14 protein-coding genes are annotated in these 15,215 nt (G+C 50.5%); 5 read left to right on the top strand and 9 right to left on the bottom strand.

Going from position 1 to position 15,215, the window contains the following annotated elements; translation table 11 throughout:
* The first annotated feature begins 17 nt into the window (after window positions 1-17).
* A complete protein-coding gene (locus tag SYN9616_RS0111470; RefSeq protein WP_028953207.1) occupies window positions 18-1,079 on the top strand; it encodes a 3-deoxy-7-phosphoheptulonate synthase in 1,062 nt (353 codons plus the stop codon).
* Here SYN9616_RS0111470 and SYN9616_RS0111465 read toward each other — a convergent pair.
* Window positions 1,050-1,838, bottom strand: a complete 789-nt coding sequence (locus SYN9616_RS0111465) for a sulfotransferase (protein ID WP_198015176.1) — start codon at window positions 1,836-1,838, stop codon at window positions 1,050-1,052. The genes SYN9616_RS0111470 and SYN9616_RS0111465 overlap by 30 nt on opposite strands.
* A 32-nt stretch (window positions 1,839-1,870) precedes the next feature.
* Between SYN9616_RS0111465 and SYN9616_RS0111460 the strand changes: the two genes are divergently transcribed.
* Entirely contained in the window at window positions 1,871-2,905 is a 1,035-nt protein-coding gene (locus SYN9616_RS0111460) for a glycosyltransferase family 2 protein (RefSeq protein ID WP_028953205.1), read from the top strand.
* On the opposite strand, the gene SYN9616_RS17410 is transcribed toward SYN9616_RS0111460, so the two are convergent.
* From SYN9616_RS17410 to SYN9616_RS0111440, 4 genes are all read right to left on the bottom strand, one after another.
* Entirely contained in the window at window positions 2,902-3,543 is a 642-nt protein-coding gene (locus tag SYN9616_RS17410) for a diacylglycerol/polyprenol kinase family protein (protein ID WP_156918785.1), read from the bottom strand. The two genes, SYN9616_RS0111460 and SYN9616_RS17410, sit on opposite strands and share 4 nt — an antisense overlap.
* A 30-nt stretch (window positions 3,544-3,573) precedes the next feature.
* Window positions 3,574-4,560, bottom strand: a complete 987-nt coding sequence (locus SYN9616_RS0111450) for an RpoD/SigA family RNA polymerase sigma factor (RefSeq protein ID WP_028953203.1) — start codon at window positions 4,558-4,560, stop codon at window positions 3,574-3,576.
* 203 nt (window positions 4,561-4,763) lie between these two features.
* Window positions 4,764-6,899 carry a polyphosphate kinase 1 gene (ppk1, locus tag SYN9616_RS0111445; RefSeq protein ID WP_028953202.1) on the bottom strand — a complete coding sequence of 712 codons (2,136 nt, stop codon included), beginning with the start codon at window positions 6,897-6,899 and terminating at the stop codon, window positions 4,764-4,766.
* 43 nt (window positions 6,900-6,942) lie between these two features.
* Window positions 6,943-8,199 carry an MFS transporter gene (locus tag SYN9616_RS0111440; RefSeq protein ID WP_028953201.1) on the bottom strand — a complete coding sequence of 419 codons (1,257 nt, stop codon included), beginning with the start codon at window positions 8,197-8,199 and terminating at the stop codon, window positions 6,943-6,945.
* 4 nt (window positions 8,200-8,203) lie between these two features.
* On the opposite strand from SYN9616_RS0111440, the gene SYN9616_RS0111435 reads away from it, so the two are divergent.
* On the top strand, window positions 8,204-8,671 hold the full coding sequence (locus SYN9616_RS0111435; protein ID WP_028953200.1) for an acetyltransferase: 468 nt from the start codon (window positions 8,204-8,206) through the stop codon (window positions 8,669-8,671).
* Here SYN9616_RS0111435 and SYN9616_RS0111430 read toward each other — a convergent pair.
* The 3 genes from SYN9616_RS0111430 to SYN9616_RS0111410 all read right to left on the bottom strand — a co-directional run bounded on the left by SYN9616_RS0111430 (window position 8,632) and on the right by SYN9616_RS0111410 (window position 12,958).
* Window positions 8,632-9,702 carry an anthranilate phosphoribosyltransferase family protein gene (locus SYN9616_RS0111430; RefSeq protein WP_028953199.1) on the bottom strand — a complete coding sequence of 357 codons (1,071 nt, stop codon included), beginning with the start codon at window positions 9,700-9,702 and terminating at the stop codon, window positions 8,632-8,634. The genes SYN9616_RS0111435 and SYN9616_RS0111430 overlap by 40 nt on opposite strands.
* Window positions 9,703-10,645: 943 nt before the next feature.
* On the bottom strand, window positions 10,646-11,380 hold the full coding sequence (locus SYN9616_RS0111415) for a hypothetical protein (RefSeq protein WP_071991515.1): 735 nt from the start codon (window positions 11,378-11,380) through the stop codon (window positions 10,646-10,648).
* Window positions 11,381-11,407: 27 nt separating this feature from the next.
* A complete protein-coding gene (locus SYN9616_RS0111410; protein ID WP_028953197.1) occupies window positions 11,408-12,958 on the bottom strand; it encodes a ferredoxin--nitrite reductase in 1,551 nt (516 codons plus the stop codon).
* Between the two features lie 297 nt (window positions 12,959-13,255).
* Here SYN9616_RS0111410 and SYN9616_RS0111405 point away from each other — a divergent pair, with 297 nt between their 5' ends.
* Both SYN9616_RS0111405 and cobA read left to right on the top strand, forming a co-directional pair.
* Window positions 13,256-13,918 (top strand): hypothetical protein, encoded by a 663-nt coding sequence (locus tag SYN9616_RS0111405; RefSeq protein WP_028953196.1) that lies wholly within the window; start codon window positions 13,256-13,258, stop codon window positions 13,916-13,918.
* Complete coding sequence (gene cobA / locus SYN9616_RS0111400; RefSeq protein ID WP_028953195.1) at window positions 13,915-14,700, top strand: uroporphyrinogen-III C-methyltransferase; 786 nt, start codon at window positions 13,915-13,917, stop codon at window positions 14,698-14,700. Before SYN9616_RS0111405 ends, cobA begins: the two co-directional genes overlap by 4 nt.
* A 12-nt stretch (window positions 14,701-14,712) precedes the next feature.
* On the opposite strand, the gene moaB is transcribed toward cobA, so the two are convergent.
* Window positions 14,713-15,210: a molybdenum cofactor biosynthesis protein B gene (moaB, locus tag SYN9616_RS0111395; RefSeq protein ID WP_028953194.1), complete on the bottom strand. Its 498-nt coding sequence runs from the start codon at window positions 15,208-15,210 to the stop codon at window positions 14,713-14,715.
* Window positions 15,211-15,215 lie beyond the last annotated feature (5 nt).

Here is a 15,215-nt window from a genome sequence, read left to right as displayed (position 1 = left end):
AGTCTTTCCAATGCTCAATGGCCACCACCTCCGATCTCCATGTGGTGGAAACGCGACCGTTGGTCGCGCCGGCCCTGCTTCACGGTGATTTGCCGATTGACGCGAAGGCCATCGAAACGGTTGCTGCCGCTCGTCGTCGTATCCAAGCCATCCTTCGTGGCGAGGATCATCGACTGCTGGTCATCGTCGGTCCTTGTTCTATCCATGATGTTGATGCGGCGAGGGAGTACGCCAAACATCTGGCACCAATTCGTCAACAACACGCTGCTGAATTAGAGATTGTGATGAGGGTGTATTTCGAGAAACCCCGCACAACAGTTGGCTGGAAGGGGTTGATTAATGATCCACATCTGGATGGGTCGTACGACATCAACACCGGGTTGCGCCGTGCCCGGGGATTGCTGCTTGATCTGGCCAGGAAGGGGATGCCGACTGCCACGGAACTACTGGATCCGGTTGTGCCGCAGTACATCGCCGATTTGATCAGCTGGACAGCGATCGGAGCCCGCACCACGGAAAGTCAGACTCATCGGGAGATGGCATCCGGGTTGTCCATGCCGATTGGGTACAAAAACAGTACGGATGGGAGTGCCACCATCGCGATCAATGCGATGCAGGCGGCCTCCAAACCGCACCATTTTCTGGGTATTAACCACGAAGGTCACGCATCGATCGTCAGCACCACCGGTAATCCCAATGGACATCTTGTTTTGAGAGGTGGCAATAGGGGCACCAATTACCACCATGAAGCTGTTCAGGCTGCGTCCAGTGAGCTGGCCGCGGCCGGATTACCTGATCGATTGATGGTGGACTGCAGCCACGGCAATTCCAACAAGGACTATCGGCGTCAGGCGGATGTTCTGAAAGCAGTCACTGAACAGGTCAGCAGTGGTTCCACATCACTCATGGGCGTGATGCTTGAAAGTCATCTTGTGGAAGGTAGCCAGAAATTGACGTCCGATCTTTCAATGCTGTCTTACGGCCAGAGCATCACGGATGCCTGCATCAGTATCGACACCACTCGTACGCTTTTAAAAGAGTTGGCGGGCTCAGTTAGGGGACTTGCTTTGACGGTCTGAGATTTTTCTTTTTTTTGGAGTGGCGCCAACATATGGAAGATCGTCACTCGTGAGTTGATAACCGTAATGTCTCAGGGAGGTAATGAGTTGTTTTTTGCTCTCTGTGCTTTCTATATCGACTCTTAATAAATTATTTTTTCCTGAAAAGTATCTGTTGACCTCGTCCTCATGTTGCTGCCAAGTACGACGCCACATCTTAATGACGTCATTGTTGTTGATTTTGCGATCGGGAAATGTGGTTCTCAGGCCTTTCCTGATTCGCCTGACGTAAAGCCCTGATTTTTTTGATTTATGGGCAAGCTGGGACTTGATCCAGGACTCTAAATTTCTAGTATTGAAAATAAATATCGAACCTGGATATTGGAGATCTAGAATTGGAAACAGTCGATGTCCATAAAAAAATTCTCCATCATCGTGGACATATTCCATATCTGAGTAGACCAAAGCATTGTCGATGCCTTGAAGCAGCGGCTGCGACATTCTCATGTTGTGCAGCATCGTTTCAGCAATATGACCTCCTTTCCAATGGATTGATTTGTAGCCATCTACTTTGAAAAGCTGATGAATACTACGGGTAGCAATTTTGTGATGTCCAATAACAAATACCTTGGGCAAACTCGTGTCTTGCATCCTTAAAAGGTTTGTTATCAACAGTTTATCATGCATTTGATCGCCAATCTTTGATGATGATAAGCCTCCATGCGTAGGTTTCCAATTTTTTTCGGTAATTTGGTTAAGGCTTGGGTGGGCCCTTGCCAATGTGATAAATTTGAATTAATAGATTTTTTTAAATGGCTTCAATTAAATTGGTTGCCATCGCAAAAGATGAAGCTGCTTACTTGGCTGAGTGGGTTTATCATCATCTCAGCATAGGAATTGATGAAATTGATATTTATCTGAATGGAATAACTGACAATAGTTACCAAGTAATGCGTTTAATAAATGATAAGTATGCCAATGTCAATTTCTACGACGCTGATCGGTTGATGGGAACCAGTGTGCGTGCTAATAAGTCATTCCAGCAAATTATTTATCATTTCGCCTGGTCTACTGAACGACGGAGAAGAAAATTATCTCATCTTGCTTTTTTAGATATAGATGAATATCTGGTTTCTTCGTCTTTTGGCCAGAACATTGATTCAATGTTTAGAGCGGCAGGCAATTTTGATATTCTTTCGAACCTGTGGTACTCAGATTTACCTGGAAATGCAGAGCCTTTTTCACGCGTTTTTGAAGAATCTCAGATGCTTCAAAAGATGTCTATAGTGAAGTCAATTGGTCGATTAAAATCAAAAATAGGCATACCAATTGTTCATAATTTTAATGGAATAACGCGTAATAGGTCGGACATTAATGCTCTAATGAGTAATGGAAAAACTATAAAGTACGCCGCTGCCAAGAAGTTTTCAGGTAAGCGAATTGACCCGAATTTTTGTACATCATTGATCGGGAAGTGCGAGCCTTGGTTTGTTTTTCACAGGATTTTCAGGAGTCATGATGAATATTGTGCAAGTCTGATGCGTGGGAGAAAGCATCGTTCAAATGATGCTCCAATCAAGGACAATCGTAGTGGTTTTATTGCCATGGAGCCATCTAAAATGACTGTGGGTATTCCAATGCAATACAAGATAAATCAGCGACAAAATTCCAACTATTACCGTAACTTTGAGAACTTTATTAATAAGTGTAATTTGGGCAGTGAGGTATTAAATGGTCAGAATTTTGTGAGGCAAAAGTATAAAGATTTAGAGCAGCTTGTTGCTCAAAAACCCAATCTTCTCAAGCAATATAGTGAGGTCTTCAAGGGTACAGTTTTCGAACGCTAGGTTGTCTTTGGCCATTCAGAAATCAAGCCAATCATTGATGCTGTTGCAACAGGAACACTTAAATTGTCAATTCCATAGCCACTTAATTGTTCGAGCCCTGTAATGACGATGCTGATTGTCAAAATCTGCGGCGTCGATAAACCTGGCCCTATTGAAAGTTGAACGATAGAAATGATTCCTAGAGTCGACAGAAGCATGGCTGATGTGCCTGCAAGCGACTTTGTCTGGCCGTATAAATGCCATTTCGGTGATTGCACGAATCGTCCTATCAAGCTTGCTAATCCATCCGAGATTGCCATGACCAATGCTCCAGCCAGCATGGCTCCTGGACAGGAGCTCCAGAAAAAAAAGATTAAACAACAGATTGATAAGCAGTAAAAGATGGTTCCGTAGGTTTTACGTTCAACGTCCTCGATTAAAGCGAACCAGTGCGTCCGATGATTGATGCAAACGATGGCTGTTGCGCACACCGCCGCTCCAAGTGCCAAAAGTTTGGGAAGTCCCAAAGACCATGACAAAGGCAGTAAGAGTCCACAGCCGATGTGGATTACTTTTCGTGAAAGCTCTCTGGCTTCAGGCCATTGTGAACGAATCCATACGGCCAATAAAACCAAAAGCCCGATCACGAAACCGAGCACCGCAAGTTGTCCTGCGATTAACAAGATTGATCAGGCTGCCTGCTGCTGATTAGTCATGTTTCTCAGTTTCAGGATGGCCTTGGCCTCGAGCTGCCGAACCCTTTCTCTGGAGACGTTGATCTGGCGTCCAATCTCAGCAAGTGTCAGCGGCTCTTCTCCGTCAAGTCCGAAGCGTAGTCTCAAGATTTTTTGTTCCCGTTCATTGAGTTGAGAGAGCCATCCGCCCAGATGTTCCTTCTGAATGCTGCGATCCATGCCCTCCATCGGTTCATCCCCGTTCGGGTCGGGGATGAGTTCGCCCAGTGTGCTGCGGTCTTCTTCACCGCGGGCGTGCGCGTCGAGTGAGGCACAAGGAGCACTTTGCGAAATGAGATCCTCAAGCTCCCGAGGTTCGATGCCCATGGCACTAGCCAGTTCAAGACGGTTGGGCTGTCGTCCGAAGCGATGGGATAGTTCCCGGGAGATGCGTCGCATCTTGGAAAGTTTTTCGCTGATATGAATCGGCAGTCGGATCGTGCGTGCGCTGTTATCGATCGCGCGGGTCATTCCCTGGCGGATCCACCAGTAGGCATAGGTCGAGAATTTATATCCCATGGCAGGGTCGAATTTATCGACAGCGCGTTCGAGGCCGATCGCTCCCTCTTGAACGAGATCGAGAAGTTCTAAGCCCTGGTTCTGGTACTTTTTTGCAACACTGACAACAAGCCGAAGATTGGCGGCCATCATCCGATCCCTGGCCCGTTTGCCCATGCGGATCTGGTGTTTCTGACGGGCAGTCAGTTCGAGCGGCGGCAACTCCTTGAGTTGCTTCATTGCTTGCACATGATGGGCAAGCTCAATTTCTTCAGCTGCGGTCAGCAAAGGAATGCGGCCGATGCTGCTGAGATAAAAGCCGATCGAATCGGTCGCAAGACGGCCGCTTGAACGGCCAGTTGAACGCCTTGTCGATGACGGCAAAGCAGGTTCCTTCCGGTTCGACTTGGCAGCCGAACCAGAAGATTCCAGAGGGATCCCCATCACCCTGGTCTCCTGAATGAATTTGGGCTGAATGTAGCACCGTGGAACGGTTGTAACAGCGAGAAAACCGAAAACATTCAGGAGCTCATCGCGTGAGCTTTGCAATTAACTCGACAGTGCATTCGAGCTCAGTCGTTGAATGAATCCGCCCGGGATGGTGTAGCAATCCTGACAGTCGCTTTTAATTACTTCATGTCGAAAAATCAAGATATCGGAAGGCCTTTGCTCCATAAATCGATCAACTGAATCTGGGAATTGCGTTCTTCGCATTCTCCTGGATGCCTCTGTACAAAGCTTCCATCACTTTTCATATCCCAGGCTCCTCGGTTGTCCTGTAGGTAAAGCTCGAGCAATTGTTCGAGCTTTCTGAGCAGCTCTGGTGCCTCAACCGGTGTTACTGCCTCTACACGTCGATCCAGGTTGCGTCGCATCCAGTCGGCACTTCCGATGTATGCCTCAGGCGATCCTCCATTGCCAAACCAAAAAATCCTGGAGTGCTCCAGAAACTGCCCGATGATGCTGACAACGCTGATGTTTTCGCTGAGATCGGCGCAACCTGGGTACAGGCTGCACATCCCTCGAATGATCAAATCAATTTTTACGCCTGCGTTCGAGGCTTCATAAAGCAGCGCAATGATGTCTGGATCCACCAAGGAATTCATCTTGGCTCGGATTTGCCCTTGTCGTCCCTCACGGGCATGTTCGATTTCACGCCTGATCAGGGATTCCATTCCCTTGCGCAGGGTCACAGGAGCGACGAGAAGCTTGCGAAAACTTTGCTGTTTTGAGAACCCCGTCAGATAGTTGAAAAGTTCAACGAGGTCCTGCCCCAGCTCTGGTCGTGATGAGAGTAAGCCGAGATCCGTGTAAAGCTTCGAGGTCTTGGAGTTGTAGTTGCCCGTCCCGATGTGGACATAACTGCGTAATCTCTCTTGTTCTTTGCGGACCACGAGCACGATCTTTGTGTGCGTTTTTAAGCCAAGTACGCCATAGATCACATGGACTCCACATCGCTCAAGCTGGCGGGCCCACTGGATATTATTGTCTTCGTCAAAACGGGCTTTCAGTTCAACCAGTGCCATAACCTGTTTGCCATTTTCTGACGCTCTGATCAGAGCATCGATGATTGGTGAATCCTTCGATGTCCGGTAAAGAGTCATTTTGATTCCCATCACCTGTGGATCATCGGCAGCTTGGTTGATGAATTCCTCAACGGATGTTGAGAAGAGTTCATAGGGGTGATGCAACAGGACGTCCTGCTGTCTCATCACGGAAAAGATGCTTTCGAATTCTTCGGGTTTGATTGACCCTTCTTCGACAAGATGCTGTTGGGTTCTTGCCAGTACCGCCGGTGTCGATCCTTTATGGAGTTTGTCCTTGAGGTGGGATAACGGAAGCCCAATCAGCCCGAACAGATCGTCCAGTCCCAGCGGACCATCGATTCGGTAGAGATCCTCTTCTTCAACAGCCAACCCCGTCATCAGCATCTCCACAACGTTGTCCGGCATCTCACTGGGAACTTCAAGTCGCACCACTTCTCCGCCAACGCGTCGTTTACGAAGTCCCTGTTCAAGGGCAAGCATCAGATCGTCCGCTTCGAGATCCCTTAACTCGAGATCGGCGTCGCGGGTCACGCGGAAGAAGTAGTGGCTTTCGACCGTCATTCCTGGAAACAACACCTCGAGGTTGAATGCGATCAACTGTTCGAGCGGTACGGCGGTATGGATCGGAGTTGGCTCGGATGAGCTGTGCTCTTTGGGAATCGCAATGAAGCGAGGAAGATTCTTTTGCGGCACCTTCACCCTTGCGAACTGTTGTTGACCTGTCTCCGGATCCCTGATCACGGCTGCCACATTGAGGCTCAGGTTGCTCACAAATGGGAATGGATGTGCCGGATCAACCGCCAATGGGGTTAAAACCGGGAAAATCGAAGCTTTGAAGTATTCGTCAACCCACTCGCGCTGGGGATTGTTCAACTGCTGGTAATCAAGCAGCTGAACACCGTGATCGTGGAGGCTTGATCTGAGGTTGTGGCTGTAGTGCTTCTGTTGACGTTGAAGCAGGGGGATCAGACGCTCCCGGATCGTTAGCAATTGCTCCAGTGGTGTTTTGCCGTCTTCGCTTGGCGTGGTGATGCCTGCTTCAACCTGTGATTTGAGCGAGGCCACCCTCACCATGAAAAATTCATCGAGATTGTTGCTGAAAATGGCACTGAATTTCGCCTGATCCAGAAGAGGCGTGCGTTTGTCGAACGCCTGGGACAACACCCGTTCGTTGAAGGAGATCCAGCTCAGCTCCCGGTTGATGTAGCGGTCAGGGGACAGAGCGTTTGTGGGCATGACGGTTGCAAACGGCATGGCCTCGTCGCCTGCAACGTAGCAATCACACGCGCGTGGAACTGCCTGCGACGAGGGCAATCACGATGATGAGCAGAAATGCAGCTCCTGCAAATGGACTGGCGGGGCCCACCACGTCGTAGCTCAAGCCCGCTAGCGGAGGGCCAAGGAAACTTCCCAGGCTTTGAAGAGATTGCAGACTTCCAAGAGCAGCTCCCTGACCGTTGTCTCCCAGACGTCTCGAAACCAGGCTGCGCAGACTTGGAGTGACGAGTCCGGTTCCGAACGCCAGCATCCCAACGGCGAGATAGACGCTTGTAATGCGGTTGGCGGTCCCGATCGCAGGGATCAAGAGACATCCCACGATCACCAGTCCCAATCCAACCAATGTGAGGCGCCATTCTCCAAAGCGTTTCACGAGCGGTCCGATCAGCACGCCCTGAACCAGAGTGGCCACGAGTCCGACAATCAGAAATGCTGTTGTGGCTAGGTCCGGCCCCCAGTCAAATCGCTGCTTGAAGTAGAGAACCAGAATGGCCGTGAAGCCGTTGAAGGCGAGGAAGAACAGAAAGAAGCCTCCGGAAAGCCGTCCGATGCTGTTACCGCTCATTAGGCTGCCGATCCTGGTGAACGGGTTGAGGGCGCGCTGTTTCAGGGAGGTCAGGCGTGCTTCAGGAGGATGGGTCTCCGGCAGCATCGTCACCACTACGAGCAGATTCACAACGGCAAAACCCGTGGCGACCCAGACAGGCAGAGCGATGTTGAAGGTCGCTAACCAGCCACCCAGGCCAGGACCAAGAATGAACCCCAGTCCGAAGGCCACCCCGATCAGCCCGAAGGCCCGTGCCCGACCTTCCGGAGGACTGATGTCGGCCAGCACAGCTCCCGCGGTGGCAGCGGTTCCGCCGCTGATGCCATCGATGATGCGTGCAGTGAACAGAAGCAGCAGTGGCAGGCCGGCCGCTTGTTGCCAAGGCAAGCTCACCGTGGTGGCGAAGAGCCCGAGTCCGACAATCGATCCGCAAACGCAGATGGCAATCACCGGTCGACGCCCATGACGATCGCTGAGTGTGCCGATGAGAGGGGTTACCAGGAACTGGGCCAGGGCATAGCTGCCGGCCAGCAGTCCAAGGGTCCGTCCGTTGGGGGTGAATTGTGCCAGCAGAAACGGGAGCAGCGGAAAGACGATGCTTTCGCTCAAACGATCGTTGAGCAGAGTCAGGAAGGCGCTCAGGAGGATCGGTATCCGAAAGCGCTTCACGGCACTGGCTGCTGGAGGACATTCACATTCCCACAGGCTCATGAGCATGGCTCTGCGTTCAATCCATGAGCGGGATCACCCTCTGTTGCGTGAGATTTATGCCGATGCCGTTGAGACTCAGGCGCCTGGTTCTTACTCTCCAGCCCAGGTGCGTGCCTGGGCTTCCTTGGCGTGGCTTCCGGGAGTTTTAGATCGAACCTTCGCCGAAGGCTCTGGCTGGCTTAGCGGTGACGGCGAGGCTTTTGCTGTCCGATATCCCTCCGATCGGCTGGCCTTGTTGTATTGCCGCGGTCGTTCTGCCGGACGCGGACATGCCACAGCTCTTTTGAATCGCGTGGAAGCGGAAGCTGCCTTGCAGCACATTCCTGTTCTTCACACCGAGGCAAGTCAGCTCAGTCGTCCATTGCTTGAACGACGTGGATGGCGACTGGTTGCTCCGGAGTTCATCACGATTGCAGGAGTGTCGTTTGAGCGTTATCGGATGGCGATTTCATTCCGCCATGAGCACAGCTGATCCAGAGTTGAAAGAGCGGCACCGTCCTCAAGCAGCGCATTGGCTTTGCTGAGTCCTGTCTGAATGTCATCGGCCATGCCGCAAAACCAGAGGTAACTTCCGGCGTTCCAGCGCAGAGCTTTGCTGAGCGGGCCCTGATTGCCGAGAGCCTGACGCGCCTGCACGGTCCAGGTGTCGAGGTCATGCCACACGACATCCTTCTCGTGACAGCCATGGTCGCGAGGATGAAGGATCAGCCGCTCGACATGTCCATCTTGCATGGTTGCCGTGATGCAGGCTCGTCCAATGGGCAGATCGGTGCCACCCTCCAGGCCTTTTACGGTGACGAGATCTGTTTCCTCTGCCTGATTCAGTGCATCCCAGGCACGACTTTCGGTTGGGGGATGAACAAAGCCGCTCACCAGAAGGTGTGGGCCTTGATGTGGAGTCCACAGCAGTTCAAGGCTGGCGACTGGGGGACGTTTTCCAAGCTCTTCTCGATAACCGACCAGGCTTTCAGCGATCGGGAAGTGTTCAGGTTGGTGGATCAGTGCGAAACCGTGGCGGTTAAATCCTTCCTGGACTGAGGTCAGATCCAAGCCGGACAGATCAAGGCCAAGAGCTTTGAACAACTCAAGGGCGGTGACGCCGTATTTGATCGGCATCCTGTCTCCGCCCTGCAGCACCACGGGCTGAAGCGCGGCCAACAGCACAAGCACAGTGAGCGGGTAAATCGGTGCGGTGCGTGTCCGCCCGTCGAAGGGCATGCCGAAGCAGATCGGAGCTACGGCGTTCCTGTCGGATGTCAGGACAGGGCCAAGCTCTCGATAGGTATCGAGCATGCCGGCGAGTTCCTGGGGTTCTGGACGACGGATGCGATGCGCGATCAGGAACGCCCCGATTTGTGCAGGAGTCGCTTCCTGATGCAACATCAAGGAGAGGGCGTCAGCAGCTTCGTCACGACTCAGGCCTTGACTCGTGTGTTCGCCACTGCCGACCTTTTGCAGGTACGTCTTGAATCGTGTGGAAACGGCGGTTGAAGGTCTGGTCACTGGATTATCCGGAACCAACCGTCAGGGCAAGATCACGATTGGACCTGCTCAACAGAGGGCTGGTGGATTCGTGAAGCCACGACACTAGATCACGACATGAGTGAGGTGGAGTGCACTCGTCAGTGCTTGGAAAATAATGCTCAGGAAAGTCATCACCATTTGACTGATCGGTCGCCTCCCAATGCAATTGCAAGAGAGTTATGAGTGTTTTTGCATGAAACATAGTGGCCTAAAAAGTTTCTGATCAAACTCCGGACTGCGATGGAATCTTGTTGTTTTGCTGTATGAGCCGGCTTGATCCAGTGGCTTGATCCAGTGCGTTGTTCTGGGCATGGGCCAGCGAAGGCCGGCCAAAAAGGCTGTCGCATCTGAAAAGACCGCATTGATTGGCAAATTTTGTATTGCTTGATACACTATTGCGATCGATCTGGGCCGATGGACGTCTCCAATCAACGGGATCTTGCAATTCTCAAGTCGCTTCAGCTGCGATATCGCAAAGCTTTTGAGCGCGGTGATCGCGATGCGACACAACAACTTTTTAAAGAAGCAACTTATCTTGGAATCAGTCTTGAGCAGCTGAATCGTTAGCGTGGATGATTGCAAAAAATTGTCTGCTGTAAATAATTTAAATTTGTTTTATCGGATTGCCAAATAGCCATTTTATTGATGGATCATCCCTCGGGGCTTTTAATAAGATTCTTCAAAGCATTGACATCTGCCTGATTGATGGTTTCGAACAAAGAACGGATAAAACAGGTTTTTTTGAAATCAAAAAATTTCGAAAAGCTGAACTTTCAAGAAATCACGATCGGCGATGCATGCGAAGTCAGAACTAACTTCAAGTCGATTGTGTTTAGGGGGTCTTGAAACAATGGTAGTTCTGATAATTGTTTCAGTGGGAATTGTTAAAAATTTTATGAGGGCTAGATTGCTTCGATTTTTATCAATGTTGGCTAATTGATACACATTGCTGGGACAACTGTTTTTTAGCAAAATTCTTTTTTTCACTGTCTGGAAGTGTCTTGGTAAGACGTTGGAGGCATTCCCGACTCTTTGCAGTATTGATGCATCCCAAAGCTTTCAATGCAGACTTTGCAGTTGCATCTGTACCTCCAGAGCAAAGTTTGAATAATCGTTCTGAGATGACAGGTTCGTCTCTTTTTTGAAGAATCCGTATAACTTCCAGATTGAGAGCATCATAATTTTCGATGAGGGCTAATTCGCAATATCTTATAAGTTCTTTTGCTGAAATTTGATAAGAACGAAAGTTCAACATTGATAATCCAGCCAGTTTTATCGATGGGCTTTTATGCATCATGCATGTCATTAACACTTGCTCCGGAATCTCCGCGCCCCAGCACGCAAGAGATTCAGCAACGTTGCAATAATATTGTTCTTCCTTTTCATCAACGATTAATGACAAAAGCCAGTGATAGGCTTCTTTTTGGTGGCAGAGACCGGCAGCGTGAATGAGTTCAGGTTGGACGCCAAAGGTTTTAATCAAAACTTTTACTTTTTCCCACCCTTTGTCTTCTTGATGGCCTAATTTCTCGCAAATTATAATCTTCAGCTCTTGGCTGATATCCATTGAATAATGATCAAGTAACCATTGTGGGTCAATGGGCTGACGACGCTTTGTGTGCAGATGGTTCCAGATTTCCGTTTCTTTGGAAATCACAGTGTCAAGTTGGTATTTTATTCTCATTTAGCTTTTGCAGGTTGCTCCGAATTTTTCAATCAAAAGATCTTTTACAACCGATTTAACATCTTCTGCAGGAACTGTCTTCATATAAATGTCCCCAACCGTGGGGTCAGGTCCCTGAGAACCACCAACAGTGATCTGGAATCCTTCGCCGATGATCCCTTCACTGTTTTTGGCTTTTTTACCTGTGAGGCCAATGGCACCCATATAGGCTTGCCCGCATGTGTTTGGACAACCCGTCCAATGAATTTTCACTTCGTCGGGAAGATTGAGTTCTTGATCAAGTTCGTCCGCAATTGTTTTGGCTCGATCTTTTGTATTAACCATGGCAAAGCTGCAATACGCGCTGCCGGTGCATGACACTGTTCCTGATGCCACAGTTCCTGGATTCGATGGGAACCGCGTCAACAAGGGATCATTCTGCAAATTGCTAACTTGTGCCTGATGAATGTTGGCAAGAATAAGGTTTTGATCTTCGGTCAAACGTATTTCACCGTCGCCTTCACCGTATGAATTTGCTGCAGTTGCCAAATCATGCAAGTCTTCGGCTGTTAAACGCCCGACAGGAACATGAAGACCAACATAGTAAAGTCCCTCCTGCTTTTGTTGATGAATACCATAATGGCTTCTCGGTTTCTCATCAAAGATTGAGCCGGGATCCGGTGTTAAGGGTCCATACAGTTCTTCAATTTGTTGCCGTACAGTATCAAAGCCAACGGCTTCAACATAGGCTCTAAATCGTCCTTTAGACCTGATGTTTCGTTCTCCATTGTCCCTCCAAACTCTGATCACACAATCTGTCATCCGGCAAATATCGTCTTGGGGAATCCATGCATTCAGTGGAATTGCATAGGAATTCATTTGAGGGGATAAGATTCCACCTACCCAAACTCCAAAGCCAAGGATTCCATTGTTGGAGACTGGGTGAAAGACAATATCATTGTGCAGTAGGAAATTATCTTTCGAGCCTGCAACTGCTGTATTCCATTTGCGTGGCAAATTTGAGAATTCATGATTTCCTTCTCCTTTATTGGTTAAGAAGTTTTGTAGTTCTATCGTGAAGGGGCGTGTATCGATAATTTCTTGCGGATCAATGCCAGCCAGTGGATTTCCCGTGACGTTTCTTGGATTATCAAATCCTGATTGAAGTGTCTGTAGGCCTACATCCTTGAGTTGCTTAATAATATTAGGTAGATCATTAATTAGTACTCCTCTGAGCTGTAAATTCTGTCTGGTTGTAATGTCGCAGCTGCCATTATCTCCATACCGCTCAACAATTGTGGCGATTACGCGCGTTTGTTGTGGGTAAAGGATTCCATTCGGGATCCGCAGCCTTAGCATAAATTTTCCGGGAGTTTTAGGCCTCCAGAACATCCCGTACCATTTCAAGCGCAGCTCAAGATCAGATTTTTCCATTTTTTCCCAGCCAATTTTGGCGAAATGGTCAAGCTCTGAACCAATAGCCAGACCATCTTTCTCGGCTTTTTGCTGTTCAATTTTGTTTAACTTTTTTCCATCTAAATAAAATTGAGATGGAGAAGTATTTGTTGACATAAATGAGTTTTCTAGCCCTGTAACGGATTGACTGAATCTGTGCTCCGTCCCAGTGCTGAATCGGCGTTTCACGAAGGTTTGTACGCCAACTTCACCTTAGTACAACTTCTGGTATGACTCGCCGCATCGAATACAAAAAGGCTGGGTTGTTACCAAGAATGGGGTTCCGTTGATGATTGTTGATTGAACGCTCCAGTCCTGCGTGATGTGTCAGTCACTGGTTTCACAGACGTCCGAGGGTAAGCTTGAACCGGGCCAGTGTGCTTGAAATCGATCCTGGACAGTCATTGATTGACGATGTCTCTTGCTGAGTCGCCACAGGATCCGTGGGCGTTTCTGCGTTCTAAGGCGTGGTCTGGTCACGACGCGATCCGTTTGGTTGTCCATGGTCGTTCTGAGGGTCTTGTTTCTGCCTGCATCACCGAATTCGTCGCTCGTCTGCAGAGACGACGCGAGGCACCTGTTGAACTTGAGGTGTTGACGGCTGACCACAGCTCGGCGTCATCTTCAGGCTCGCTTTGGCTGATTCCTCTGTTGCTGCTGCCTGGCAGCCATGTACGGATCGACCTTCCCCTGATCCGCCGCCGGCTGATCCAGAGCTATTCCCGTGTGACCCTTCTGCCTTTTCTTGGTGCCTGGCCGGCTTGGTGGACGTTGGTGTCGCAAGATCTTCAGCAGGCCCGATTCGGTCCCAACACCACGCTGATCCACCACCCCCTTCGCTCTGGAGTTGCCGATCGCTTCCTGTCGTCGTTGTCCCGTCGTCTTGGCTGTCCGTTGACGTCCTTCGAAGACTGGCCGGACTACCGGGCTCTCCATCCAGAAGCCAGTCCGTTTCCACTTGTGCTTGCCCCCAACCGTTTGTCTGCTGAGATGTCGCCACCTTCAGTCACGGTTCCGTTACTGGAACGCCCTCTGCTTCGTGATGGCTTGATCGATTTGCTAGCAGCACTGCCGTGAATCAGACGTTGATTGGAACCGTGTTTCTGGTGGGAGCTGGTCCCGGTGATCCCGAGTTGCTGACGCTTAAGGCCCATCGGCTGCTGAGCCGCTGCGATGCCCTTGTGTATGACTCGCTCGTGCCCGAAGAGGTGTTGGATCTTGTGCCTGAGGCCTGTGAACGACACTTCGTCGGCAAGCGTCGCGGGCATCACTCGGTGCCACAACCGAGCACCAATGCGGTGCTTGTTGAAATGGCCCATAAACACGCCACGGTGGTGCGGTTGAAGGGAGGTGATCCTTTCCTGTTCGGTCGGGGAGGCGAAGAAGCGGCTTACCTAGCTGGGCGCAACATTCCTGTTCAGATTGTTCCTGGTGTCACGGCCGGCATCGCTGCACCGGCCTACGCCGGGATTCCGGTCACACATCGACGGGTGGGTTCATCGGTGACCTTCGTCACCGGTCACGAGGAAATCGATAAGCGTCGTCCTTCTGTGAACTGGCGTGCCTTGGCCGCAGCCAGTGACGGATTGGTGATTTACATGGGACTGCACAATCTGCCTCGGATCGCGGAAGAGCTTATGGCGGGTGGCTTGCCGTCAGAGACTCCTGTCGCGGTGATTCAGCAGGGCACGGTTGCGGGTCAACGCTGTCTGAAGGCGAACCTGGCTGGTGTAGCGGCTGAATGCCGATCCCAGGCCTTCAAGTCCCCTTCGATTGTTGTGGTTGGTGATGTGATTGATCAGCAGGTTGAGGCATGCATGCCACCGCCAGCGTCAGTCACGATGCCGATTCCGTTCTGAGGCACGTATTTTCTATTCCTTCAATCGGTCTTTGAGTTGGGCCAGGTTGCAAGGGCGGGTGTCGGGATTGAGTTGGGGATGGATGAGCCGGTTCCAAGCTGTGGTCACCGCATCCAGAGATCCCGGCAGGACAAACACGAACGTGCCGTTGGCTACGCCGGCAAGGCAACGGCTTTGCAGGGTGCTGGTGCCGATGCTTTCGAACGAGAGCACGCGAAACAGTTCACCAAATCCTTCGATTGTTTTGTCCAGGAGAGGTGCGACGGCTTCGGGAGTGCCATCGCGACCGGTCAGACCGGTGCCGCCGCTTGTAATCACCACATCCACCATCGGATCGGCGATCCAGCGGCTCAGCTCAGCGCGGATCTGATAGCGATCATCAGGGCAGAGTTTCCGCTCGTAAAGCTGATGGTCGGCGGCTTCCAGGTTGCGTCGCAGTTGATCTCCACTGGCGTCGTCCGCCAGTGTGCGCGTGTCGGAGATGGTCAGCAGGGCGATGGCAAGACCCATGGCAC

Source organism: Synechococcus sp. CC9616, from assembly GCF_000515235.1.
Lineage (GTDB): Bacteria > Cyanobacteriota > Cyanobacteriia > PCC-6307 > Cyanobiaceae > Parasynechococcus.
Note: the sequence above shows the minus strand (reverse complement) of the source record. Positions and strands in the feature narration are given on the sequence as shown.

What these genes read in the sequence shown, in the direction of transcription:
- ppk1 (WP_028953202.1), bottom strand. Translation starts at nt 6,899, where the DNA reads ATGCCCACAAACGCTCTGTCCCCTGACCGCTACATCAACCGGGAGCTG.
- SYN9616_RS0111450 (WP_028953203.1), bottom strand. Translation starts at nt 4,560, where the DNA reads ATGGGGATCCCTCTGGAATCTTCTGGTTCGGCTGCCAAGTCGAACCGG.
- SYN9616_RS0111405 (WP_028953196.1), top strand. Translation starts at nt 13,256, where the DNA reads ATGTCTCTTGCTGAGTCGCCACAGGATCCGTGGGCGTTTCTGCGTTCT.
- moaB (WP_028953194.1), bottom strand. Translation starts at nt 15,210, where the DNA reads ATGGGTCTTGCCATCGCCCTGCTGACCATCTCCGACACGCGCACACTG.
- SYN9616_RS0111460 (WP_028953205.1), top strand. Translation starts at nt 1,871, where the DNA reads ATGGCTTCAATTAAATTGGTTGCCATCGCAAAAGATGAAGCTGCTTAC.
- SYN9616_RS0111435 (WP_028953200.1), top strand. Translation starts at nt 8,204, where the DNA reads ATGGCTCTGCGTTCAATCCATGAGCGGGATCACCCTCTGTTGCGTGAG.
- SYN9616_RS0111410 (WP_028953197.1), bottom strand. Translation starts at nt 12,958, where the DNA reads ATGTCAACAAATACTTCTCCATCTCAATTTTATTTAGATGGAAAAAAG.
- SYN9616_RS0111470 (WP_028953207.1), top strand. Translation starts at nt 18, where the DNA reads ATGGCCACCACCTCCGATCTCCATGTGGTGGAAACGCGACCGTTGGTC.
- SYN9616_RS0111440 (WP_028953201.1), bottom strand. Translation starts at nt 8,199, where the DNA reads ATGAGCCTGTGGGAATGTGAATGTCCTCCAGCAGCCAGTGCCGTGAAG.